A 22,553-nucleotide genomic window follows, 5' to 3' on the forward strand; every position below is an offset into this window, starting at 1 on the left:
CGTCCACCGGACTCGTCGCTCGGGTGAAATGACCGGCGTCAGCCTATTCTGTGGCGGTGAGCCCCGAACCACGCGTCACCGAAGCAGCTGTTCCCGACCCTGATACCGGTCTGGGGACAGTCAGCGGAACGGAGACTGACGGCCCGTCCAGCCGGCCGGCGACCCGAGACGCAATCGCCGCGGCGATCCGTGACGACGTACTCGATGGCCGCCTCACTCCCGGTGATCGACTTCCCGAGCCGATGCTGGCCGAGCGGTTCGGAGTGTCGCGTGTCCCTGTCCGAGAAGCGTTGTCACAGTTGCAGAGTGAAGGATTCATCAACCTCGAGAGATTCAAGGGGGCGACCGTCTCCGGCGCGTCCCGCACCGATGCGCTGGAGGTGATGCAGGTGCGTCGGGGCCTCGAGGTGTTCGGCGCGCAGCTCGCGGCGGAGCGTCGTGGCGGCGCGTACACCGACGAACTCCGCATGATCACCGAGTCAGGAACGGCGGCAGAGCAATCCCACCGCCATGACGCCGTGCCGCCCCTGGTGATGCGGTTCCACACCATCGTCGCCGAGGCCTCCGGCAACCGAGAGCTGGCACGGATGCTGGAGAACACCCTGCGCCGCATCGCCTGGGTATTCGAGCGCGAGGTCGAGAGTCGAGCAGACGGTTGCTGGCGCGACCACACCGCGATCGCCAAGGCCATCCTCGACGGCTCTCCCGTCCAGGCCGGGTACCTGATGGACGAACACGTCCGCAAGGATGAAGACCTGGTGCGAACGTTGCTATGAGCGGTGACCCTCAGTTTCGTATACGAAACCATCCAGTTTTACGAGTACGTAACGCGAGCTAACCCCAGAGACACGCAGAACGTATACGAATTCAGTATGCAAACAACCGCAGACTCCCGCTTGTCGCCATCGGGCGTCAAGGGCTGGTGGCGCACCGGCATCTTCGGCGCCCAACACGTCATCGTCATGTACACCGGCTGCGTGACCGTCCCGCTGGTGTTCGGCGCAGCACTCGGCCTCGACAAACAGACGATCGGCATGCTCGTCAACGCCGACCTCCTCATCGCCGGCATCGTCACCATCATCCAAGCGGCGGGCGTCGGCAAGTTCCTCGGCGCGCGGATGCCGGTGGTGGCAGGCGCGTCATTCACCGCGGTCACGCCGATGATCCTGATCGGCCAGGAGTACGGCCTCAGGGCGGTCTACGGATCGATGATCGGCGCCGGCATCTTCGCGATCCTGATGGCGGTCCCCTTCTCAAAACTGTTGCGTTACTTCCCACCCGCCGTTCGCGGCGCCGCAGTCACCATGATCGGACTGTCCCTCATCGGCAAGGCCGTCTCGATGATCTTCGACGACGAACCGGCCGATGGTGCCCGCCTCTCGCTGGCCCTCGGCATCGTCTTCGTGGTCGTCGCATTGATGCGATACGGAACGGGATTTCTGCGGCAGGCGGCCGTTCTCATCGCGTTGGTGCTGGGAACCGCTGCCGCTGCGGCGATGTCGCTGACCGACTTCGCCGGTGTCGGCGACGCGGCATGGTTCGGCATCCCCGAACCCTTCTTCTTCGGCGCGCCCACGTTCCCCATCGCGGGCATCATCTCGATGAGCATCGTGATGATCGTGATCTTCATCGAATCCACCGCCTACATGATGGCGATCTCGGAGACCACCGGCATCGACGCCGATCCACCCCGCATCGCCCGCGGGCTGGCCGCCGACGGAGTCTCGTCGGTACTGGCCGGCGTGTGGACCTCGTTCCCGGACACCATCTTCGCGCAGAACGTGAGCCTCGTCCGGATCACCCGTGTCGCCAGCCGCTCAGTCGTCGTGGTCGCCGGCGCACTACTCATCATCCTCGCCGTCATCCCCAAACTCGGTGAGACCATCGCCAGTCTGCCCGGCGCAGTGATCGGATCGGTGAGCCTGGTGATGTTCGCGACCGTCGCCGGCACCGGTATCAGCACCTTGTCCCAGGTCGACTACCGCAACAACGACAACCTGCTCATCGTGTCCCTCGCCCTCGGCGCCGGGATGATCCCGGTGGTCTCGAAAGACGTGTACACCAACTTCCCCGCCGAAGTGCAGATCATCTTCGGCAATGCGATCAGCAGCGCGGTCATCACGGCGTTCGTCCTCAACATCTTCTTCCACCATCTCCCACGCCGAAGAGGACGCACCGACCCGCCCACCGCAGACCCCATCGCCGGCAAGGAGACAGTGGCGTGACCGGCATTCGACTGTTCACCGCACCCACCAGCGGACCAGATGACACCAACTCACTGAATACCCTGCTCGACGAAGGCTTCTCCCCCGCCGACGTGTTGGCCGTGGTCGGCAAGACCGAAGGCAACGGTTGCGTCAACGATTTCAGCCGGACGCTCGCCGCGGCCACCTGGGAGCCACACCTCGACGAGGATGCGATCACCGTGTTCTCCGGTGGGACCGAGGGAGTACTCGCTCCTCACGTCAACCTTCTGGTGGCCGACGCATCCGGAGACGCGCGGCATGATCGCGGGGTGGTCGCGGCCGTCGGGACCACACCGGCCATCCCACCGTCGGATGTGGGCCGCCTCGGTCAGATGGAGGCCGTGCGCGACACCGTCGCAGATCTCGTCGACGACCTCGGCATCACACCCGCGGACGTACATCTTGTTCTGGTCAAGTGTCCGTTGCTGACGTCGACCGACATCGCCGAACTGCGCTCGCAGGGCATGGAACCGGCCAGCGACGACACCTACGAGTCGATGGCCCGGTCGCGTGCGGCGAGTTCACTGGGGATCGCCTTGTCGCTCGGCGAGATGGACGTCGAGACCGCCCACAGCGCTCTCGACGGACGACGGGCGGCGTGGTCGAATCGGGCGTCGGCCAGCGCCGGCGCCGAACTCGACTCCTGCCACGTCCTCGTCCTGGGTGAGAGCACACATGCGTCGAACCCGTTGCGCGCGTTGCACACCGAGATGACCGATGCGTACGACCTCGACTCCCTCCTGGACGCGGCCGCCACCGTGGCCCGTGCCGGCGGACGTATCCGGCAGCTCTTCATCAAGGCCGAGGCAGATCCCAGCGGCACCATCCGAGGACTACGACACACGATGCTCACCGATTCCGACATCAATGCGACCCGGCACGCACGCGCAGCCGTCGGCGCACTGGCCGCCGCGGTCAAGGGAGACGCCATGGTCTACGTGTCCGGGGGCGCCGAACACCAAGGCCGACCGGGTGGTGGCAGCGTCACCGTCGTCTATGAGGTGGACCCGCCGTCCGCCGATGACGCCGACCCGACACGCGAAGGGACTCTGCCATGAGCGTCGCCATGGTCGGTGCACCGTGACGCGACTCCATCGGGCCGTGCTGGTGTGCGGTGTCGCGACCGACCCGGTCGTGTGGTCGGCCACTGCAGACGTACTCACCGCGGCCGGATTCGACGTGACCGTCCCACTGCGTCCGCAATCCGGCTGCCTGGACAGCGAAGTCGAGTTCCTCGCACCGCTGTGTGAGGGTGCGGTGGTCTTCGGCGTGAGCGGCGGCGCGACTCTCGGGTTGGAACTCGCCGCGCGTGGCGTGAGGATGTCAGCGGCGTTTCTACACGAACCCGCGGCCGGCTCGCTCGCACCCGGGCTGCTGGACCACGTCGTCGAAGGCTTCACGCGAGATGGGGTGCGAGGATTCGGGCGTGCCCTGTACGGATCACGCTGGACGACTGCGATGACGTCGGCCGACGAGGCCACCGTGGGACGAGAACTCGCCATGTTCCGCGCGTTCGAGCCGAGACCACCGACAGTCGATCCGTCGTCGATCACGCTGACCGTGGGGCAGAACTCGCCTCGCGCGCGGTATGACTCGATCGGCGCGCTCGGCCGCCTGTGCGGCTCTGACACGCAGGTCCTGCCCGGCACATCACATGCCGCACACCTCGACAACGCTTTTCGCGAGGTGATCGCGACGTCGCGCCTCACGACCGCTGATGCGATGCTCGGCGGCGCCCGTTGGTCTCACGCCCCCACTCCCGACACATTCGAATGAGCGGCGAGCGTTGGGAACCCGCCAAGGGCGCCGCTGCGGTTCGATGTGTCAGGGCCAGAGGATCGTGCCGTTGAGGAAGTCCTGGGCGTACCGACCGCCGATCCGGTACTCGCCACCGAGCGGGACCCCGAAGTACCCCTTCGCGCCGCCACGCTCTTGCCACAGCCGAAGAATCTGGCCCCACACGACCTGGGCGCCACCGGTCTTGGACCAGGTGACCACGCCGCCCTGGAAATCGTTGCTACGACCACTGCCGGACTTGTACTCGTTGGTGACCGGGAACCCCAACGCACCGCGCTCGGCTCCGGCCTTCTGCCACCGGGCCCGGATCGCACCGCCGACCTGATGTGCGGTGCCACCATCGACGGCAGGATGCCAGTAGAACGACGCATCGCGCGAGAACGTCTGGTAGCGGCCACGTTTGGCCGAGGCTCGTTCAGGCCCGGTCGGCACACCCCATTTGAAGAAGCCGCCGGTCTGGGAGTACGCCTCTTCTATCTTTCCGCCCACCAGGTGTCCGTTGATCACCCGATCGGCGTGGGCGCTCGGCGCGAGTACGACGAGTGACATCGCTGCCGCGAGAGCTACGAGAGCCACCGAAGCGACCCGCGAGCCGGTGCGGCCGGAGGCAGAGCGGATGTCACGGGAGTTGCGCCGAAGCGGCGACAAGAGACCAGGCATGCGCGAGATCATACGGATTCCACACCGGCCATGTCGTTAGGGCAGCTCACGAGTCTTCGACGGTGCTCGTCGACGTCTTTCGAGACGAGAGCCCGCCGACCGGTCCCCGCGCCGGATACGTCGTCAGCGCTGCACGTCGATCACCAGTCGGGTCGGAGTGGTCAGCGAGGAGACGCGGAAGGGCGTGCCGGGTTCGGCAACCCCGATGAATGACTGTGTGACCCCTTCGAATACGAGTGCGTCGCGAACCTCCACGACCGAGCCGCCGGGCTGCGCACGAACCGGATCGGGTCCGTCATACGGTTCGACGCCCGTGTCGAACGGGTAGGCCGAGCCCCCGATCTCGACTTCCAGGATCGCGTTGCCTGCAACCTCCACCGGGAATCCACTGCCCATCTGGACCGCGTCGTCGACGTAGGACACCCGCCAGCCGGGCGACCCGGTGCCGTCGAGTTCATAGACAACTCGGTCGAATCCGGGATGCACGCCGGTGCGGATATCGGTGACAGTGAGCCGGGCGCCTTGCCCTGCTTGCGCGGTCTTGGGACCGGCATCGCCGACCCCGTCGGTAACGCCGGGACTCGTCGCGCTCGCCTCGGACGGCGCCGCCGTTGACGTCACCGTCTCCGAAACGGTTGTGACGGAGACACCTTCACTGTCCGTCGTCGAACAACCCGCGACAACGACGGCAGCGACCGCCATCCCGACCACATTCCGCGCACGACCCATGAGTCCCACCGTAGTCGGCCACCGCGGACGTCCCTCGCGCCGACGACGGCGTTTCGTCGATCCCGTTCGGGACCCGGCGGCCGGACACGTCACGGACCCCGCGGGCGTATCGTCGGTAGGCGTCTGCACGAGGGGCACCGCAACAGTGGGCCGGGGCGCTGCTCGACGTCAGACATGTTGTCGAACGACCATGCCGATCCCGAAAGACGCCAGACTCATGCCGATACGCCATGCAACGGTTGCGTCCATCGATCCCGTCGTGCTGTACAAGATCCTGAAGCTGCGCACCGATGTGTTCATCCACGAACAGAAGATCGTCGACGAACCCGAAATCGACGGTCGCGACCTCGAACCCACGACCACGCTGTTCTGGATCGAGGAGGACGACACCGTCCTGGCGACACTCCGCTTTCTGGACGAGTCGCCGTACCCCCACATCGGACGCGTGGCCACCAAGGCGTCGGCACGCGGGCGCGGGCTGGCCGGGCGACTGTTGACCGCAGTCCTCGACCGATACCCCGGTCCCATCGAAATCTCTGCTCAGGCCTACTTGGAGCAGTGGTACGGCAAGTTCGGCTTCGAACGCACCGGACCGAACTACATCGAAGCCGGAATCGACCATCTACCGATGATGCGTTCCGGACCACCGGCAGCAGCGCACAGATAGCTCTGTCGTCCGGCGATGAAGCCGGCGGACCCCTCCGGCGTACAAAGGAGCAATGAGCCGAACTGAGGCGGACGGCCCGCGCGAGGCGCTGATCGCCGAACGTGCGCGGACTGTGGCACTGATCAACTCGATGTCGACGCGGCTGGCAGCGGTGATCGAGGCGACCTCGGACGAAGCAGCCGACGACGAGCATGACCCGGAGGGCTCGACGCTTGCCGTGGAACGCGGCCACCTCGTCGCACAGGTCGAGAGGTCCCGGACCCGGCTCACCGAGATCGACGCTGCCCTCGATCGACTGGGGCACGGTGGCTACGGTCGGTGCGAAACCTGCGGCAATCCCATCTCACCCGACCGTCTCGAAGTGCTGCCCGCGGCACGACAGTGCGTCGACTGCGCGCGACGCAACCCGGCACGGCGATGGTGACAAACGGTTCGTTCTGACTAGGCGCGTGGCGTCGCGCCGGCAAGGTTCGCCGCGAGCGCGGCGCGATCCTGGCGCTCGTGCGCCAACCACGCCGGCTGGCCGGGACCGCTGCGCCACGACTCACTGAGCGGGCTGTTGTCGACGAAGTCGAAACCGAACTCGTCGTACGGCTTCGGACGAACTCAATCGCGTCGGGATGGTCACTCGACGCCGACAACGCCAACCGGCCCGGAGTTCCCGGCGGGCTTCCCTCGGTGGTGATCCGCGGTGCCTGGATGTGGGTGGACGCCTTGACGACCTTGGCGCCGGGCAGTTGTTCCTGCCGCAGTTCATGTTCGGTCTTCTCACCCGAATCGATCATTGCGTAGTGACCGTCTCGCCACGGCATGTAGTTGTTGGTGTCCAGCACGATCTTTCCCGCGAGTTCGTCGAGCGATGGCAGCGCGGGCGATCTGGCTGCCGACCTCGCCCGCGCCGATGATGCCGATGGTGCTCACGTGCGCGTCGCTCCCCAGTACTCGCGAACCGGACGTCCCCGGCATGCTCACGACCGCAGACCTTCGCGGTCCGCGCCGTTGTGCGCCACGGGCAAGGCCGACGAGGCCAGCAAGGCGAGCTTGTCGGCATTCTCGGTACCAGGATCTGCATGGTAGACAACCAGTTTCAGACCATCGGCCTCATCGATGCTGAGCCGCTCGCGGTTGAGGGTCATCTCCCCCACCTCCGGGTGGTCCAAGTGCATGGGCGCCCCGAACTGAACCTTGATGTCATGTCGTGCCCACAGTTCGCGAAAGCGAGGACTCGCCAACGACAGTTCTCCTACCAACTCGACGAATCGCGGGTCGTCGACGTCGCCACCGACCGATTGCCGCAGATTCGCGACCAGGCACTGTGTCGAGTGCTCCCATTCGGGATACAGCGACTGCTCGGCCGGATCCAGGAACATGTCCCGAAGTTGGTTGCCGCCGATCGCGAAACGCGGCGACAACGCCACCGCCAGGGCGTTCGACGCCAGCACGTCGAAGTACCGGCCTTCGATGTAGGCGGGTTGCGACATCGATGAGAGAAGTGTTCGTATGCCCGACGGCACGGTCTCCCTGCGCCGCCGGCGCCGCGCCCGGCGTGGCTTGTCCTCGATGAGCGACATCAGGTACGCCACGTGATCACCGTTGAGTTGCAGCACGCGGGCAATCGACTCGAGCACCTGTGTGGACGGGTTGCGGTCGCGTCCGCGCTCGAGGCGCAGGTAGTAGTCGGCACTGATGCCGGCCAGCATCGCGACCTCCTCGCGCCGCAGACCCGGCACCCGCCGGACCCCATAGTCCGGGATACCCGCCTGCTGCGGCGTCACGAGTCCGCGACGTGCTCGGAGGTACTCGCCGAGCGTGTTCGGTCTATCGGTCATGGCTACAGCGTAAGTCCCTGCACAGCACCTAAAGGGGCCCTGTCACACCCTGGGAACCGCAGGACACTGCCGAACGCCGGCGGCCGACCATAGCGTCGTCGACGACCCACACAGGGCATACGCCTGAGGGGCACACGTCGGAAGGACACTGGCATGACCATCACACTGATCACCGGAGCGAACAAGGGCATCGGCTTCGAGACCGCCCGTCAGCTCACCGAACTCGGCCACACCGTCTACCTGGGTGCACGCGACACCGAACGGGGAGAGAAGGCCGCCGCCGACATCGGGGCCCGTTTCGTGCAACTGGACGTGACCGACGACGCGTCGGTGACCGCGGCGCTGGCCACGATCGACGACGCCGAGGGGCGCCTCGACGTGCTGGTCAACAACGCCGGGATCACCGGCGACATGGTCCTGGATGCCGCGACGGCAGCGAGAGTTTTCGACACGAATGCCGTCGGGGTCGTCCGTGTCACCGAGGCCGCGCTGCCGTTGCTCCGCAAATCCGACCATCCCGTGGTCGTCACCGTCTCCAGCAGTGTCGGATCGTTCTGGGCGGTGAACAACCCCGATCGGTCCGAGTACGGCATCGCCGCACATCTTTACGCCGCGTCCAAGTCGGCGGCGACGATGCTGATGGTGCAGTACGCGAAAGCCGAACCGGCCGTGAAGTTCAACGCCATCGAGCCGGGCTTCACCGCGACCGACATGACGGCCGCGCTGGGAATGGCGGGCGCGCGGTCCGTCGAGGACAGCGCCAAGGTCGTCGTGCGGTTCGCGACCATCGGCAAAGATGGACCGACCGGCACTCTCCAGGACGAGTCCGGCACACTGGCCTTTTAGGCGCCGAACACCCAGCTGACGTCGACGCCGGCTGGGCGGCGGGTCAGGGGCGCCACGCGCCCGCAGTCCGACAGGAGGCCTCGGTGATCCTCCCGAAAGTCCGTGACCCGCGACTGGTGACGATCAGGCGCGGCGGAACCCTCACCGACAGCGACCACCATCTCCTGGCACTCTGGGCCGCCGCCTGTGCGGAACATGTACTCCCCCTGTTCGAGTCCTCCGCTCCGGACGACCGGCGGCCGCGACTCGCCATCGATGCTGTACGCGGATGGGTCCGCGGTGAGGTCACGATGATGGACTCGCGTGCCGCCGGAGGCCATGCGATGGGAGCGGCCAGGGAACTGCGCGGAGCGCCCAGGTTCGCGGCGTACGCCGCCGGCCAGGCAGCCGTGACCGCCCACGTCGCCGAACACGATCTCGGTGCGGCCGCCTACGCGATCATAGCGGTACAGGCTGCCGCCGGCGCGGAGCACAGCGCGCCGGCAGGTGTTCACGAACACCACTGGCAACTGGCCCAGTTGCCCGCCGGCATCCGCGAGCTGGTCCTCGAGGACCAACGAGCACGGAATGCATTGTGCTGGCACGTCTTCGGCGACTGAACGCCGAGGGTGTGCCCGCCGGACACGGAGGCGATTCGTCGGAAGACAGGTCCTACTGATAGTGTTTGAGACACGTTCACGCGGTGCTGTAACCCGCTTGTTGAACCAGAGACCGGGGCGCTTACAGGAACCTCCGGTCTTGCCCAAACTTCCCCCTCGGTCCCGGTCGGTTTGCCGGGACCGAGGTCGGGTACCCGACCGCATGACTTTTCACCGCGACGTGGTGCCCGGCATCCACTGGCTCGAGTACGCGCACACCAACCAGTACCTCGTCGAAGACGGCGACCGACTCGTACTGGTCGACGCCGGCCTCCCACGCTCCTACGAGGAGCTCGTCAAGGCCATCCGACAGCTCGGTCACGGCACCGATGCGGTCTCCGACCTGATCATCACCCACGGCCACTTCGACCACGTCGGTACTGCACGTCGCCTGACGCGCGAATGGGGACTGCCGGTGCACGTGCACCACGATGACGCCTGGCTGGCGGCACACCCGTACCGATACGCGCATGCGAACGCGACGCGCTTCGGCGTCCCCCTGCGACATCCCCGATCGTTGATGTTGTTGTCCCGCATGGCCGTTGCCGGGGCGTTCACGGTCCGCGGCGTCCGACCCGCTGACGTGATCACCTTCGCCGACGATTCGACGCTGCCCGGCGGCGCGGTCGTCGTGCCGACGCCCGGCCACACCTTCGGGCATGTCTCGCTTCACTTTCCGCACCACGACGCGGTGATCTCCGGCGACGCGCTGGTGACCCTCGACCCCTACACCGCGGCAACCGGACCCCGGATGATCGCGGGATCGGCAACCGCAGACCTCGACCGCAACCGGGACTCACTCGACCGGCTGGCCGCTACCGGCGCCAAGACCCTGCTCCCCGGCCACGGAGCGCCCTGGCACCACGGCGTGACGGTGGCCGTCGAACGCGCCCGATCCACCAACGGCTGAGCGGGCAACCCGCGTCGGCCGCGACCCGCGACGAAGCCAGGGCGGAAGTGCGCCCTGGCTTCGTGGCCCTCACGCAGTCGCGGTGCGGCGGAGTCTGGTGTTGACGAACTCCCCCATGCCCCAGCGGCCCAGTTCCCGCCCGTAGCCCGATCGTTTGACCCCACCGAACGGCAAGCCGGGCAGCGTCGTGCCGTGCTCGTTGACGTAGGCCATGCCCACCTCGAGCCGGTCGGCGACCTGCTCGGCCTTGTCGATGTCGTTGCTCCATACCGATCCGCTCAGCCCGAACTGGACATCGTTGGCCAGTTCGACGGCCTCCTCGGCCGATGCGACCTTGTAGACCATGGCGACGGGCCCGAAGATCTCCTCCGAGTACGCGTCCATGGCCGGTGTGATGTCGGTCAGCACGGTGGGCTGGAAGAACGCGCCCTCGCGATCGATGGGTGAGCCACCGGTCCGCAGGGTGGCCCCCTGCTCGACCGCCGTCTTCACCTGATCCGCAACGGTGTCGCGGGCCGAAAGCGACGACAACGGACCCATCTGGGTCGACTCATCGGCGGGATCTCCGACAGCGGTGGCCTCGAACTGCTCGACCACGCCGTTGACGAAGTCGTCGTACAGGTCCTCGAGCACGATGAAGCGCTTGGGCGAATTGCACGCCTGCCCCGCGTTGGACAGTCGGGCACGCGCGGCGATCTTCGTCGTGCGTCCCATGTCCTCGGAGTCGAGGACGATGAACGGGTCCGAGCCGCCGAGTTCGAGCACAGACTTCTTCAGGTTCTCCGCGGCAACCTTCGCCACAGCCGCGCCCGCACCCTCGCTACCGGTCAACGACACTCCGCGAATCGCCGTATGGGCCAACAGGTCTGCGACCTGGTCGCTGCTCGCGTACGCGTTGATGTAGGCGTCCTCCGGCACACCCGCGTCGTGCAGGATCTCGGCCATCAGCGCCGACGACGCCGCGCAGATCGACGCATGTTTGAGGATCACCGTGTTGCCCGCGAGCAGGTTCGGCGCCGCGAAGCGCGCCACCTGGTAGTAGGGGTAGTTCCACGGCATCACGCCGACGAGCGGTCCGACCGGTGCGGTCTGCACAATCGAGGACTGCGCGCCCTGCGGGTCGAGCTCCTCGGTCGCCAGAAGATCCAGACCGTGCTCGGCGTACCACCGGTAGATGTCGGCGGCCAGTTGAACCTCACCCGCCGCTTCCTTCGCCGGCTTGCCCATCTCGGTCGTGATCGCCGAGGCGAGTTCTTCGGCACGCTTCTCGTAGAGGTCGGCCGTCCGGGCAAGCGCGGCGGCACGCTCGGCGGCTCCGGTGGTCCGCCACTCCTCGAAGGCCGCGAGGGACCGTTCCGCGAGTCCGGCGACCTCGTCGTCCTTCAGTCCGGGAAACTCCGCGTCGGTCGCGCCGGTGGTCGGATTCGCGGTGACATATGTGCTCACGTGAGCACCTACCTTCCTGTGTCGTTCGACTGCGACTCTCAACAGCCCGGAGCTTTCGGGTACCCGCGAGTGCCAGCAGCAAACAACTCCCTCCGACGCCGGAACTCATCCGTTCGGACGAACGCCCTCACGTCGGCCTCGTTTCGGTCACGAACCTGCTCTAATGTGTCAGCGAATCTACGTCTGGACCGAGTGTGGTTGACTCGGCCCGGAACGACGGTTCCGAGTCGGCCGCAGCAGCGAGTTGTCGCATACGCCGTCGAGAAGCGTCGTAGGGGGAATCAGAAGTGTCACTCTGGCAGAGGGCCGTCGCTGTCGGCTGCGCGTTCATCATCGCCGCGCTCGTGAGTCCCGCTGTTACGCAATCGGTCTCAGCAGCCCCGCGACATCCTGGCGAGTCGGCGCGAGTTCTCGCCGTGACCCCGGTGTCACCGACCCGCGCGACGATGACCGTGTATTCAGCAGCCATGAAGCGTCCGATTCGCGTCAGCGTGCTCCTCCCCCGCGACCGGACCCGCCCACGACCCACTCTGTACCTGCTCGACGGCATCGACGGTGGTGTGTACACCAACTACACACAGAGTGGATGGACATCGCAGACCGACATCGTCAGGTTCATGGCCGGCAAACCGGTCAATGTCGTCATGCCGATCGGCGGTACCGGCTCGTACTACACCGACTGGCGAAAGCTCGATCCCGTCCTCGGCCGCAACAAGTGGGAGACCTTCCTCACCAAGGAGCTACCCCCGCTGGTCGACAAACGCTTCAACGGCAACGGGCGCAACGTCATCGGCGGCCTGTCAATGGGAGCGCTGGGCGCGATGTCGATCGCGGTGCGCCACCCCGACCTCTACCGAGGCGTGGCAGCGTTCAGCGGCTGTCTTGATCAGGGTTCGCCCGAGTTCCGGCAGGCCACCGCCACGTCCGTGACCACGCGCGGCGGTAATCCCGACAACATGTGGGGTCCGCTCGACGACGACACGTGGGACGCCCACAATCCGGCCGTTCATGTGGCCGCTCTCAAAGGAAAACCGACATACGTCGCAGTCGGAAACGGCCTGCCCGACCCGGACCTAGGACTGGCCGGCCTCGCCTCGCCGGTCGGCGGCGTACTCGAGGGCATCGTGGCCAGGTGTACCGAGAGCTTCAAACGTCGCGCCGACCGGGCCGGCGTCGACATCAACTACGACTTCCGCGCCGGACTGCACTCCTGGGGCTACTGGAACCAGGATCTGCACCGAGCATGGCCGACCATCGCCCGAGCGCTGGACGTTCCCCGCTGAGGCGACCCCACTGAGACGACGCCACTGAGACGACGCCCCTAGTCCTTGCCGACGGACGCGCGGGTGGACCGAGCCGGTGTGGCCGGGTCCACCCGCGCACCTCACTGGACGAGCACCGCCGAACGACGAGACCGACTCCGGACCGGCCGGTTCTCGCCTACCGGCGGTCGCTGGATGTCGAGCATCCGCCGGGCCAGGTCGAGATGATCTCGGGCGATGGCGAGCGCGGCGCGATAGCCCTCGCCGAACTCGCTGTCGTCGGCCTCGGCCGCCCAGAGCCCCTCCCGCACCAGACGATCTTCGAGCCCTTGCAGTGCGTCGAACTCGCGGCGCCGACCCTGCCGGATGCCGGCGGCGCCGAAGAAGGCGTCGGTTCGCACCGCCTCGGTTGTCAGCTCGTCGAGGACACACACCCGGGCGAATGTCATCCCCGCGCGGTAGCCGCGTCGAAGACCGTTCGGCCGTTCTTCCACGTGCGTCGACGAGAAGCGATCAAGAAGATACGCCAGCACTTCGGCGAAATTGGAATTCCGCACCTTTTATCGGGCGCTCTTTCGCTTGCGAATGATGCTGTCATTCGCATTCTCCCGCTTCTGTTCGCGACGCAATTTCAATTCCTGTCGACGTTTCTTGGAACTCGAGTTCTTTTCTGCCATGATTCCTCGCTGACAAATCGGTGACGGATGGGTTCTGACCCCCTCACCTCCGTGACCATAGCCGGATAAACAGAAAAGTCCAGTCGGCGTTTCTGCGAGCCCCATCGAGGTTCCTGAGCTACCAAGTTCCCTGGAAGAGGACTGTTTTCATAGCCGCACCGGGTCGGCATCGCGACCGACTGGATTTTATTTTTTTTTGGGCTAGAGTGCATAGAACCCGGCCCGGAAGGTCGGCGTCAGGTAAAGGGAGAGTGGCCGTGAAAGCGGTTGTCATGGAGTGCCGTATACGAGTGTGCGGTTCACCAAGTCGGATTCAGAAGTTCATCGATCACGCGTCAACACGCGCGGTGAATAAATTCGCCAGTCCGGTCAAGTGCTCGATCACCGTCGAAGATTCCGACTCCGTTCTTTTGCGGAGGCAGTGGCATCGGGAGAACGACGTCGACGATTTCGGTGTTCCGATCGACAGAGAACTGTGTCTCGCGTTCGCCGACCCCTCGGCTCGGATCACTGCCTCGAAGCTGGAAAGCCTGTCCCGGGACGTCTTGTCCGAGCTCGAACTCGACCCCTGGACGTCGGAAGAGTCCGAATCCGTGCCCTGGATTCTGACGCTGACCACCGACGTAGACCACGCATCGAGGCAGGCGATCGCCGAGCGTCATCCGCTGCTCGAGCTGAGTGCCTCACCGGTGCTGGCGGCGTTCTGACGTCGCGCACCCATCCATCAAAAGGAGTCGGTCATGACTGCTGCACCATCAGCGCCGTACACCCCGGTGAACCGCGCCAGAATCGAGAACGAGCTGGCCTCCAGCTGTCGCGAGCGAGCGCTCGTCAGCGCCGAGGTACTCCTCCATCGCAGCGCGGGAGACCTGGACAACAACGACGCCTACCACCGTGCCGTGGCCCGGCTCGAGTCACTCGACACCCACCTGGCCCAGCTATACGCGGCGTTGTCCACTGCGGGCGTCGAACCGACCGCAGACGGAACAGTGCAGATCGGATCGATCGTCACGGTGATGTTCGACCACGACCCCGGCGATGTCACCACCTTTCTGGTCGGCGCGCCCGAGCAGTTCGCCCTGGTCGGCATGGACGTCTGCTCGCCGGACTCGCCGCTGGGCAAAGCAGTCCTCGGCGCCGACACCGCGGATGACCGCAGCTATCGGCTGCCGAACGGAGGCGAGTGCACGATCACCATCCGTGATCATCACCTCGCATCCCTCTGAGGCGGCACGGGAGTTCTCGACTCGTACGTCCGCGACGCTGCGGCTGGTGCGGCCGTGAACGGCACGATCGGCATCGGACCAAGTTCTCCGTCCCGAACCCGTACGCCCACACAGGTGGAGGGCGCCGCGGCCACCCCGGCAACCGTGGTCGTGATCGGGCAACCCGGTTCCGTGCGCACCATGTTGTGCCGACGCCTCCACAGGCTGGGCGCGACGATCGAGGTGGTCGACGACACCGAACCCGACAGGCGATACAGCTTCGACGGGTCCGAGCTGCGCCCGGTACACGCCGACGATTGTCGGAGCAGTCGTGTCGTATCGTGCGTCGCGGTCCTGGGACCACCGCCAGGAGGCCCCCGGGGCTGCTGGAACTGGCGACGCCGGCGCGCCGCACGCCGGCAGGAGGACCGGGTGATCAGCGCACTCCTCACCGACACGTCGCGAGCGGACTCGTGCCGCCTGCTGATCGTCGCCGAGGCGTTCGCGGCCGCCGATGTCCGCAAGGCCAGGCGCCGCGCACGAGAGGTGGCGCGGGAGGCCGCCTACGAGACCGAGATCAACGGCACGTCGGTGACCTCGACCTTCTACCTCGTCGTCGGAGCCTCCCTCAGCACGACCGCAGCCATGCCTGCCATCGTGCGCTGGGCGTACGGCGGACCGCCCCGAGCTCGCATTTCTGTCGATCGATAGGCTGCGGGGTGGCGGCGCGCTCGACCGGGCCGCCATCCTCACCCATATCGAAAAGGAAGTGGTCGCCACCGTGGCCGTGCTCGACGAGAAGATCAGCGATCTGTACGCGCAGGTGGTTGCGCGCAACCCCGGGGAGGCCGAGTTCCATCAGGCCGTTCGCGAGGTCTTCGACAGCCTCGGGCCGGTGCTGGCCAAGCATCCGCACTACGCCGATGCCGGGATCATCAAACGCCTCACCGAACCCGAGCGCCAGATCATCTTCCGCGTGCCCTGGGTCGACGATCAGAACCAGGTGCAGATCAACCGCGGCTTCCGCGTCGAGTTCAACTCTGCACTCGGCCCCTACAAGGGTGGCCTGCGTTTCCACCCGAGCGTCTACCTGGGGGTCGTGAAGTTCCTCGGATTCGAGCAGATCTTCAAGAACGCGCTGACCGGGCTGCCCATCGGGGGCGGCAAGGGCGGGTCGGACTTCGACCCCAAGGGCCGCTCCGACGGCGAGGTCATGCGGTTCTGCCAGTCGTTCATGACCGAGCTCTACCGGCACATCGGCGAGTACACCGACGTGCCCGCCGGTGACACCGGAGTCGGCGGCCGCGAGATCGGGTACCTCTTCGGCCAGTACAAGCGCATCACCAACCGGTACGAGTCCGGTGTCCTCACCGGCAAGGGCCTCAGCTGGGGCGGGTCCCAGGTGCGGACCGAGGCCACCGGCTACGGCGTGGTGTTCTTCGTCCGGGAGATGCTCACCGCCGTCGGCGACAAACTCGAAGGCAAGACGGTCGTGGTCTCCGGGTCGGGCAACGTCGCGATCTACGCGATCGAGAAGGCGCAGCAACTCGGCGGACGGGTCATCGCCTGCTCGGATTCCAGCGGGTACGTCGTGGACACCGCCGGCATCGATCTCGCGCTGCTCAAGGAGATCAAGAACGTCCAGCGCGGGCGGATCGCCGACTACGTCAAAGCCCGTCCGAAGACGGCACGCCTCGTCACCTCAGGGTCGCTGTGGTCGGTACCCACCGACATCGCCATCCCGTGCGCGACCCAGAACGAACTGAACGGGGACGACGCCGTTCAACTGGCGAAGAACGGGTGTCGGATCGTCGCCGAAGGCGCGAACATGCCCACCACGCCCGATGGGGTACGCATCCTGGCCGAAGCCGGGATCAGCTTCGCCCCGGGCAAGGCGGCCAACGCCGGCGGCGTCGCCACCAGCGCACTGGAGATGCAGCAGAACGCTTCTCGGGACTCATGGACGTTCGGGCACACCGAGGAGCGTCTCTCCGACATCATGACCTCGATCCACCGTCACTGCCTGCACACCGCCGACACCTACGGCGCACCCGGCAACTACGCGATGGGCGCCAACATCGCGGGGTTCACCCAGGTGGCCGACGCGATGCTGGCGCTGGGCCTCATCTGATCGGTACGCCGGGTTCGAGAGCGCCTCTGCCTCAGGGCGACATACCGCTCAAGGGTCACTCCCGGGTGTGACCCTTGACACACGCGCGTCGGGGGGCTTCACTGAGCCATCGCAATGTTGGCACTCGACCGGTAAGAGGCGCATGCATGGACGGCTGGGTGGCAACAGAATCGAATCGTCGAGGTAGGGAACGGCTTTCGGTGCCGTTCACCTGGTTCCTGGCCTTGACCGGGGTGCTCGCCCTTGCGGCGTCGACGTCGCTGTCCGCTCCCGCAGTGGCGGCGCCCGGGCAACCGGGACCGACCGGGTTCGCTCTACCGTTCTCGGGCGCACCCGGTTTCGAAGGTCTGGCGCCACCGAAGCTGACCGCTTCGGCCCAGCTGAATCGGCCCCTCGGCCAGCAGGCGGCCGACCGGATCGCCGCCGGGATCGGACTCTCGCCCCGCGACGCACTCTCCGAACAGCAGTTCCGCGCATTCATCAGTGGTGGCGGAGTCGGTGGGAGTCGCGACGCCGCCAAGATCATCGACGCCTGCCTGATCATCCTCACCAACACCGACGGCCGTCCCATGTACGGCAAGTCGGTGCTGGGCAGCTACGGGTTATACGTCACCGACCAGGGCCTGTTGCAGAGTCCCGCCAACGCCAGTGCTCCTACGCGACAGGTCAATTCGCTGATAGAACCGGGTGGCTACGTCGGAAAGTGGTTGCGCGACAACGGTGCCACCGACACCCTGCTGGCCCTCTACCGGTCGGCCTACACCGTGGAGGTGCCATTCGGCTTCGTCGCACAACAGATGTCGGGCAACGCGCAGCTGGTGACCAACACCAAGGGCGGCGTCACCACGACGGTGGGCATGTCGATGGCCCCACCGCTCTGGCTCGTCAACTTCGCGCTGCTCTACATCGTCAAGCCGTCCCTGGCTGCGGCCATGCCCGCCTACTGGGCGCCCATCCCCCCGGCCGTCGCGTCTGCGATCAAGGCCAGCCCGACCGGACAGGTGCCTTACCGCGCGTACGCGTCGCACTTCGAGTGAGATCCCAGGATTCACCGCTTCCGTTCTGCGCTTCTACGCCGACTCCGGGGTGCTGGAACCATCCAGTGTGCATCCGAACACCGGATACCGGTCGTAGCGCTCCGACGGATCGCTGAAGCACCACACACTCACGCGCCGCCGGCCCGTGCGGACCGGGTTGCCAACGCGGAGAAAGCGTCTCGCAGGTCCGCCGGTCCGATCACCTCGATGTCGGCGTCGAAACGCAGAAGCGAGGCACACAGTCCGGTCCATGACCACGATCCCAGACGAACTCGGCATCGGCCGGGTCCGAGCGGTTCGATCACACCGTCGTGGAGGAAGGACACCGCTTCCATGGCGTCGACGTGCAGGATCACCTCACCTTCGCACGGCCACCGGCCCGATCGACCGGTAGCGGCGGGTTCGGCACCCTTGAATCTCGCCGACAGGAATTCCCCGACATCGCCGCCGGGAACCTCGCGCGGCACGAAGCGGGGGCCGGTGGGCACCCGCGGCGTCATGCGATCGGCTCGATAGATCCGCCAGTCGCCCGAATTTGAGTCCCAGCCCACCAGATACCAGCGGCCGTGACGTGCGACGAGGTGATGAGGCTGCGTACGCCGAGGCGTAGCGTCGACGGGATCTGTTCTGCCAGAGTGATAGTCGAAGCGAAGTTCCTCGTGTCCGCGGATGGCGGCCCCGATGGGGAGCAGCACTTCGGTCCGCGCCTGATCGGCTCGTGCACCGACGGCAGACACCTCGACGGTGTCGATCCGGGCACGTAGCCGGCTCGGCAGCACCTGGCGGAGGGTCGACAGCGCGCGGGCGGACGGTTCCCCGATGCCCGCGCCGGTCGCACCTGCGGTCTGCAGCGCGATGGCGATCGCGACCACCTGCTCGTCGTCGAAGAGCATCGGGGGCACGACAGCTCCGGCGTCGAGTCGGTATCCGCCTTCGCGCCCTTTGGTGCCGTCGATGCGGTAGCCGAGGTCGCGGAGACGCTCCACGTCGCGACGCACAGTCCGTTCGCTGACGTGGAGACGTTCGGCGAGAACCGATCCCGGCCAGTCCCTCGTCGACTGCAGGAGTGACAGCAAAGACAGCAGTCGACGGGAGGTGTCTGTGGACGGGGTCACCGGCATGCTCTCATCATGCCGCGCACAGCGGACGAACCCTGTCCTATATCGCGGTCATAGTTGGCGCAGACCCCGAGAAGCGGGGATCACTCACGAGGAGAACGACACATGACGGTCACCGCCACCACCCATCTCAACTTCGCCGGCAACGCCCGAGACGCACTGGAGTTCTACGCGTCGGTCTTCGACGGCGAACTCACCGTCGCCACCTACGGCGACTTCGGCATGCCCCGCGAGCTGCCGGGCGCCGATCAGGTCGTCTTCGGACAGGTCACTGCCGCATCGGGATTCCAGATCATGGCCTACGACGCACCCGGCCAGTCCGGGCTCACACCCGCGCCCGCCGCCACGACGACGCGTCGTGAGAACGGGACCACCGTCACCGACTCACCGTTCTTCGTCTCCGTACGCGGCGCGCGCGTCGACGAGATCGCACCGCTGTGGGACAAGCTCTCCGACGGCGCACAGGTCATCGAGGAATTCGGGCCCGCACCGTGGGCACCGGCGTTCGGCATGCTGGCCGACCGGTTCGGTGTCACCTGGATCCTCGATGTAGCCGTGCAGTACGCCGACACCGGCGCGTGAGGGTTCAGGCTTCCTGACGCCGCCGCACGATCTCGGTGATCCAGAGGGGTGCGAACGGCGACGTGCATCCCGGGGACGTCGGGTAGTCCTCGAGAACTTTGAGACGCTCACCGATATCGACGGCGCGCGAACGATACTCGGGATGCTCGATGCCGATGGTCGCCAGGCAGCTGTTCATCGCCCACTGCAGGCGGTCGGGGGCGTCGGCCATCCCGGATTCGATCGTGTCGAGAAGCCCGGCGAGATCGAGCCCGTCGGGCTTCGTGGCGACACGCTCCGACGTCAACGCCCACCCCGCAGTGGCGGCGAAGACAGCGGGGTCTGCCATCCACGCGACGCGCAGCTCCTCGGCGTGTGGGTTCTTCTTCACCACATAGCCGACGAGCCAATCGTGCACCTTGGGCCGGTCGGCTTCACGGATCATCTCGTCGAGCTGCCGGGCGTCGAATGCCTTCGGCCGGCAGATGAGCAGGTTCAGCAGCCGCGCCGCCGTGTCGCCGGTCTCCCACAGCGCAACCGCCAGATCCTGCTGGGTACGTAACCGTTTGGCGATGCCCCGCAATGCGGTCAGGTTGACGCCGTGGTCGTCGCCGTGCCGCGCATTGACCGCACGGATCCTCGGGTCGTCGAGCTCGGCCAGTTCTGCGAGGACCTCGGCGACGGCCACCTCGAGGTCGATGGTCACGTGACGTCCCTCAGATGAGATCGGGCTCGCCGGCGAGCACGCGGAGCGCTGCGACATCGTATTCGGCGACCGACGCGGCGATGATCGCCTGTGCCTGGTCGTCCCCCACGCCGACACCCCGAAACGCCTCGACCGCCGCCTGGGACTCCCAGCGCTCGAAGACGTTGACCCGACCCGGATCGAGCGAGTCCGCCGAGACGGCGAAGTCCAGGCAGCCGGGCGCCCGCCGGGCCGCTTCGACGACGGGGAGACACCCGTCGAGATACACACGACGCCCAGCCGGCTCAACTTCGAGGCTTCCCGCGACGATCACCATGACACTCTCCTCGGACTCGACAGACACCTGCGATGAAGGCTGACTGCACCCGGCCGCGAAACTCACTGTGCCGTCACAATGCGCCGCCGCGCTCTAGTCTGGTCGGATGTCATTGGTTCTGGGACCCATTCTGCGGCACGTCGACGAGACCTCCGCGCTGGTCTGGGTACAGACCGCCGCACCTGCCGAGGTCGAAGTGCTCGGCTGCCGCGCGCCGACCTTCGAGGTTCTGGGCCACAACTACGCGTTGGTCGAGGTCACCGGCTTGTCACCGGACACGACCACCGAGTACCGGGTGCACGTCGACGGCGTCGAGGTATGGCCGGAACCCGACTCGGCGTTCCCGCCGAGCGTCATCAGGACACGCGGCCCGGCGACGGCGAACCGCCATCGATTCGTCTTCGGGTCGTGTCGCTACCCGAGGGCCGAGGATCCGAAGCTCGACGAGAAGTTGGGGCTCGACGCACTGGACTGCTACGCCGTGCGGATGCGCCACTCGCCCGTCGAGGAATGGCCCGACACGCTGATCCTGCTCGGCGACCAGGTCTATGCCGACGAGCTGACCCCGCAGGTCAAGGAATTACTTGCCTCGAGCAGGGCCTCGGCAGCCGGACCGTCAGATGAGGTCGTCAGCTTCGACGAGTACGAGGGCCTCTACCGGCACACCTGGGGCGATCCGGAGATCAGGTGGATCCTCTCGACCGTGGCCACGGCCATGATCTTCGACGACCACGACATCCGCGACGACTGGAACACCTCCGACACGTGGCGACGTCAGATGCGCGACGAACCGTGGTGGCGTGACCGCATCCGCGCGGGCCTGGCGTCGTACTGGGTGTACCAACATCTGGGAAACCTCTCCCCCACCGAACTCGCCGACTCCGAGGACTATCGTCGAGTGCTCGACATCGACGGTGACTGCTGGTCGCATCTGGTGGAACTCGCCGATCGCGCCGACCACGAGACCGACAGCACCAAGGGCGTCCGGTTCAGCTTCCGGTGGGACCTGGGCGGCACCCGGCTGATCATGATCGACTCGCGCAACGGCCGCATCCTCGACAGCGGGACGCGAAAGATGTTGAGCGACGTCGAATTCGACTGGCTGCAACGGCAGGTCGACGACGACATCGAGTCGGTGGACCACCTCGTCCTCGGCTCCTCGTTGCCCTGGCTGCTGCCACCGGTCATCAGCGATGTCGAGACGCTGAACGAGATCGGCGCCCGGCGTCCGGGGCGTCGGGGGCAGTTGTCCGAGAAGGTACGTCAAGGCGCCGACCTGGAGCACTGGCCCGCGTTCTTCGACTCGTTCGTCCGGCTCACCGGACTCGTCCGGGGCGTCGCCGATCGCACGCCGGGACCGGCGACGGTCAGCGTCCTGTCCGGCGACGTCCACCACAGCTACGCGGCGCGCGCCGACTTCCCCGAACGCCCCGCGGCCGCGGTGTACCAGCTGGTCTGTTCGCCGGTCCACAACGCGATACCGCCGTACATCAAGGTGGTGTTCAGTCTCGGGTGGTCCAAGCGACTCGCAGCGGTTGTCCGGCGCTGGGCCCGACGCCGCGGGTCGCCGACGCTGCCGGTGTCGTGGCACAACGCACTGGGGCCGCTGTTCGGCAACACCATCGCGACGCTGGCACTGGACGGTCGGGACGCGCGGGTGACCTTCGAACAGCCCGATCTGGACGGAACACTCGGCGTTGCCGGTCTGCTCCCCCTGACCGGGGAATCCGCCGCGGAATCCGTAGCAAACGAGCGCGTATAGCGCGCACGTT

Annotated in this window: 25 protein-coding genes; 17 read left to right on the forward strand and 8 right to left on the reverse strand. The window is 66.5% G+C overall.

Annotated elements, in window-relative coordinates; all coding sequences use genetic code 11:
* Window positions 1-56: 56 nt before the first annotated feature.
* From H1R19_RS12930 to H1R19_RS12945, 4 genes are all read left to right on the forward strand, one after another.
* Window positions 57-776: a GntR family transcriptional regulator gene (locus H1R19_RS12930; RefSeq protein WP_244970692.1), complete on the forward strand. Its 720-nt coding sequence runs from the start codon at window positions 57-59 to the stop codon at window positions 774-776.
* Between the two features lie 96 nt (window positions 777-872).
* Entirely contained in the window at window positions 873-2,225 is a 1,353-nt protein-coding gene (locus H1R19_RS12935; RefSeq protein WP_219849236.1) for a nucleobase:cation symporter-2 family protein, read from the forward strand.
* A complete protein-coding gene (atzD, locus tag H1R19_RS12940; RefSeq protein ID WP_219849237.1) occupies window positions 2,222-3,304 on the forward strand; it encodes a cyanuric acid amidohydrolase in 1,083 nt (360 codons plus the stop codon). The genes H1R19_RS12935 and atzD overlap by 4 nt, the downstream gene beginning before the upstream one ends.
* Window positions 3,305-3,326: 22 nt before the next feature.
* Window positions 3,327-4,022: an alpha/beta hydrolase gene (locus H1R19_RS12945; RefSeq protein ID WP_244970693.1), complete on the forward strand. Its 696-nt coding sequence runs from the start codon at window positions 3,327-3,329 to the stop codon at window positions 4,020-4,022.
* A 48-nt stretch (window positions 4,023-4,070) separates the two neighbouring features.
* On the opposite strand, the gene H1R19_RS12950 is transcribed toward H1R19_RS12945, so the two are convergent.
* Together H1R19_RS12950 and H1R19_RS12955 are read right to left on the reverse strand one after the other, a co-directional pair.
* On the reverse strand, window positions 4,071-4,703 hold the full coding sequence (locus H1R19_RS12950; protein WP_219849238.1) for an LGFP repeat-containing protein: 633 nt from the start codon (window positions 4,701-4,703) through the stop codon (window positions 4,071-4,073).
* A gap of 123 nt (window positions 4,704-4,826) precedes the next feature.
* On the reverse strand, window positions 4,827-5,432 hold the full coding sequence (locus H1R19_RS12955; protein ID WP_219849239.1) for an AMIN-like domain-containing (lipo)protein: 606 nt from the start codon (window positions 5,430-5,432) through the stop codon (window positions 4,827-4,829).
* 217 nt (window positions 5,433-5,649) lie between these two features.
* On the opposite strand from H1R19_RS12955, the gene H1R19_RS12960 reads away from it, so the two are divergent.
* Both H1R19_RS12960 and H1R19_RS12965 read left to right on the forward strand, forming a co-directional pair.
* Window positions 5,650-6,099 (forward strand): GNAT family N-acetyltransferase, encoded by a 450-nt coding sequence (locus H1R19_RS12960; RefSeq protein WP_219849240.1) that lies wholly within the window; start codon window positions 5,650-5,652, stop codon window positions 6,097-6,099.
* Window positions 6,100-6,151: 52 nt separating this feature from the next.
* Entirely contained in the window at window positions 6,152-6,523 is a 372-nt protein-coding gene (locus tag H1R19_RS12965) for a TraR/DksA family transcriptional regulator (RefSeq protein ID WP_219849241.1), read from the forward strand.
* Window positions 6,524-7,067: 544 nt separating this feature from the next.
* Here the strand turns inward: H1R19_RS12965 and H1R19_RS12970 are convergent.
* Entirely contained in the window at window positions 7,068-7,928 is an 861-nt protein-coding gene (locus H1R19_RS12970) for a helix-turn-helix domain-containing protein (RefSeq protein ID WP_219849242.1), read from the reverse strand.
* A 153-nt stretch (window positions 7,929-8,081) separates the two neighbouring features.
* Here H1R19_RS12970 and H1R19_RS12975 point away from each other — a divergent pair, with 153 nt between their 5' ends.
* From H1R19_RS12975 to H1R19_RS12985, 3 genes are all read left to right on the forward strand, one after another.
* Window positions 8,082-8,774 carry an SDR family NAD(P)-dependent oxidoreductase gene (locus H1R19_RS12975; protein ID WP_219849243.1) on the forward strand — a complete coding sequence of 231 codons (693 nt, stop codon included), beginning with the start codon at window positions 8,082-8,084 and terminating at the stop codon, window positions 8,772-8,774.
* A gap of 83 nt (window positions 8,775-8,857) precedes the next feature.
* Window positions 8,858-9,373 (forward strand): putative immunity protein, encoded by a 516-nt coding sequence (locus H1R19_RS12980; RefSeq protein ID WP_219849244.1) that lies wholly within the window; start codon window positions 8,858-8,860, stop codon window positions 9,371-9,373.
* 202 nt (window positions 9,374-9,575) lie between these two features.
* Window positions 9,576-10,322, forward strand: a complete 747-nt coding sequence (locus H1R19_RS12985; RefSeq protein ID WP_188330371.1) for an MBL fold metallo-hydrolase — start codon at window positions 9,576-9,578, stop codon at window positions 10,320-10,322.
* Window positions 10,323-10,391: 69 nt separating this feature from the next.
* On the opposite strand, the gene H1R19_RS12990 is transcribed toward H1R19_RS12985, so the two are convergent.
* Window positions 10,392-11,768: an NAD-dependent succinate-semialdehyde dehydrogenase gene (locus tag H1R19_RS12990; RefSeq protein WP_219849245.1), complete on the reverse strand. Its 1,377-nt coding sequence runs from the start codon at window positions 11,766-11,768 to the stop codon at window positions 10,392-10,394.
* Between the two features lie 287 nt (window positions 11,769-12,055).
* Here H1R19_RS12990 and H1R19_RS12995 point away from each other — a divergent pair, with 287 nt between their 5' ends.
* Window positions 12,056-13,051: an alpha/beta hydrolase gene (locus H1R19_RS12995; RefSeq protein ID WP_219849246.1), complete on the forward strand. Its 996-nt coding sequence runs from the start codon at window positions 12,056-12,058 to the stop codon at window positions 13,049-13,051.
* 101 nt (window positions 13,052-13,152) lie between these two features.
* On the opposite strand, the gene H1R19_RS13000 is transcribed toward H1R19_RS12995, so the two are convergent.
* Window positions 13,153-13,479: a hypothetical protein gene (locus H1R19_RS13000; RefSeq protein ID WP_244970694.1), complete on the reverse strand. Its 327-nt coding sequence runs from the start codon at window positions 13,477-13,479 to the stop codon at window positions 13,153-13,155.
* 485 nt (window positions 13,480-13,964) lie between these two features.
* On the opposite strand from H1R19_RS13000, the gene H1R19_RS13005 reads away from it, so the two are divergent.
* The 5 genes from H1R19_RS13005 to H1R19_RS13025 all read left to right on the forward strand — a co-directional run bounded on the left by H1R19_RS13005 (window position 13,965) and on the right by H1R19_RS13025 (window position 18,080).
* Window positions 13,965-14,414, forward strand: coding sequence for a hypothetical protein (locus H1R19_RS13005; RefSeq protein WP_188330501.1), 450 nt, complete (start codon window positions 13,965-13,967; stop codon window positions 14,412-14,414).
* 33 nt (window positions 14,415-14,447) lie between these two features.
* On the forward strand, window positions 14,448-14,933 hold the full coding sequence (locus tag H1R19_RS13010) for a GreA/GreB family elongation factor (protein ID WP_219849248.1): 486 nt from the start codon (window positions 14,448-14,450) through the stop codon (window positions 14,931-14,933).
* Between the two features lie 114 nt (window positions 14,934-15,047).
* Window positions 15,048-15,623: a hypothetical protein gene (locus tag H1R19_RS23245; protein ID WP_244970695.1), complete on the forward strand. Its 576-nt coding sequence runs from the start codon at window positions 15,048-15,050 to the stop codon at window positions 15,621-15,623.
* Between the two features lie 58 nt (window positions 15,624-15,681).
* On the forward strand, window positions 15,682-17,043 hold the full coding sequence (gene gdhA, locus H1R19_RS13020) for an NADP-specific glutamate dehydrogenase (RefSeq protein WP_188330375.1): 1,362 nt from the start codon (window positions 15,682-15,684) through the stop codon (window positions 17,041-17,043).
* A gap of 158 nt (window positions 17,044-17,201) precedes the next feature.
* Window positions 17,202-18,080, forward strand: a complete 879-nt coding sequence (locus tag H1R19_RS13025; protein WP_425323648.1) for a hypothetical protein — start codon at window positions 17,202-17,204, stop codon at window positions 18,078-18,080.
* Between the two features lie 128 nt (window positions 18,081-18,208).
* Here the strand turns inward: H1R19_RS13025 and H1R19_RS13030 are convergent, their stop codons facing one another.
* Window positions 18,209-19,195 carry a helix-turn-helix transcriptional regulator gene (locus tag H1R19_RS13030; RefSeq protein WP_244970696.1) on the reverse strand — a complete coding sequence of 329 codons (987 nt, stop codon included), beginning with the start codon at window positions 19,193-19,195 and terminating at the stop codon, window positions 18,209-18,211.
* Window positions 19,196-19,303: 108 nt separating this feature from the next.
* Here H1R19_RS13030 and H1R19_RS13035 point away from each other — a divergent pair, with 108 nt between their 5' ends.
* Window positions 19,304-19,780 (forward strand): VOC family protein, encoded by a 477-nt coding sequence (locus H1R19_RS13035; protein ID WP_188330376.1) that lies wholly within the window; start codon window positions 19,304-19,306, stop codon window positions 19,778-19,780.
* Between the two features lie 4 nt (window positions 19,781-19,784).
* Here H1R19_RS13035 and H1R19_RS13040 read toward each other — a convergent pair whose 3' ends face one another.
* Entirely contained in the window at window positions 19,785-20,465 is a 681-nt protein-coding gene (locus H1R19_RS13040) for a DNA alkylation repair protein (RefSeq protein WP_244970697.1), read from the reverse strand.
* Window positions 20,466-20,475: 10 nt separating this feature from the next.
* Window positions 20,476-20,781: a putative quinol monooxygenase gene (locus tag H1R19_RS13045; protein ID WP_219851654.1), complete on the reverse strand. Its 306-nt coding sequence runs from the start codon at window positions 20,779-20,781 to the stop codon at window positions 20,476-20,478.
* Between the two features lie 106 nt (window positions 20,782-20,887).
* On the opposite strand from H1R19_RS13045, the gene H1R19_RS13050 reads away from it, so the two are divergent.
* Complete coding sequence (locus tag H1R19_RS13050; RefSeq protein WP_219849251.1) at window positions 20,888-22,543, forward strand: alkaline phosphatase D family protein; 1,656 nt, start codon at window positions 20,888-20,890, stop codon at window positions 22,541-22,543.
* Window positions 22,544-22,553 lie beyond the last annotated feature (10 nt).

The organism is Gordonia jinghuaiqii (assembly GCF_014041935.1).
GTDB classification, from domain to species: domain Bacteria; phylum Actinomycetota; class Actinomycetes; order Mycobacteriales; family Mycobacteriaceae; genus Gordonia; species Gordonia jinghuaiqii.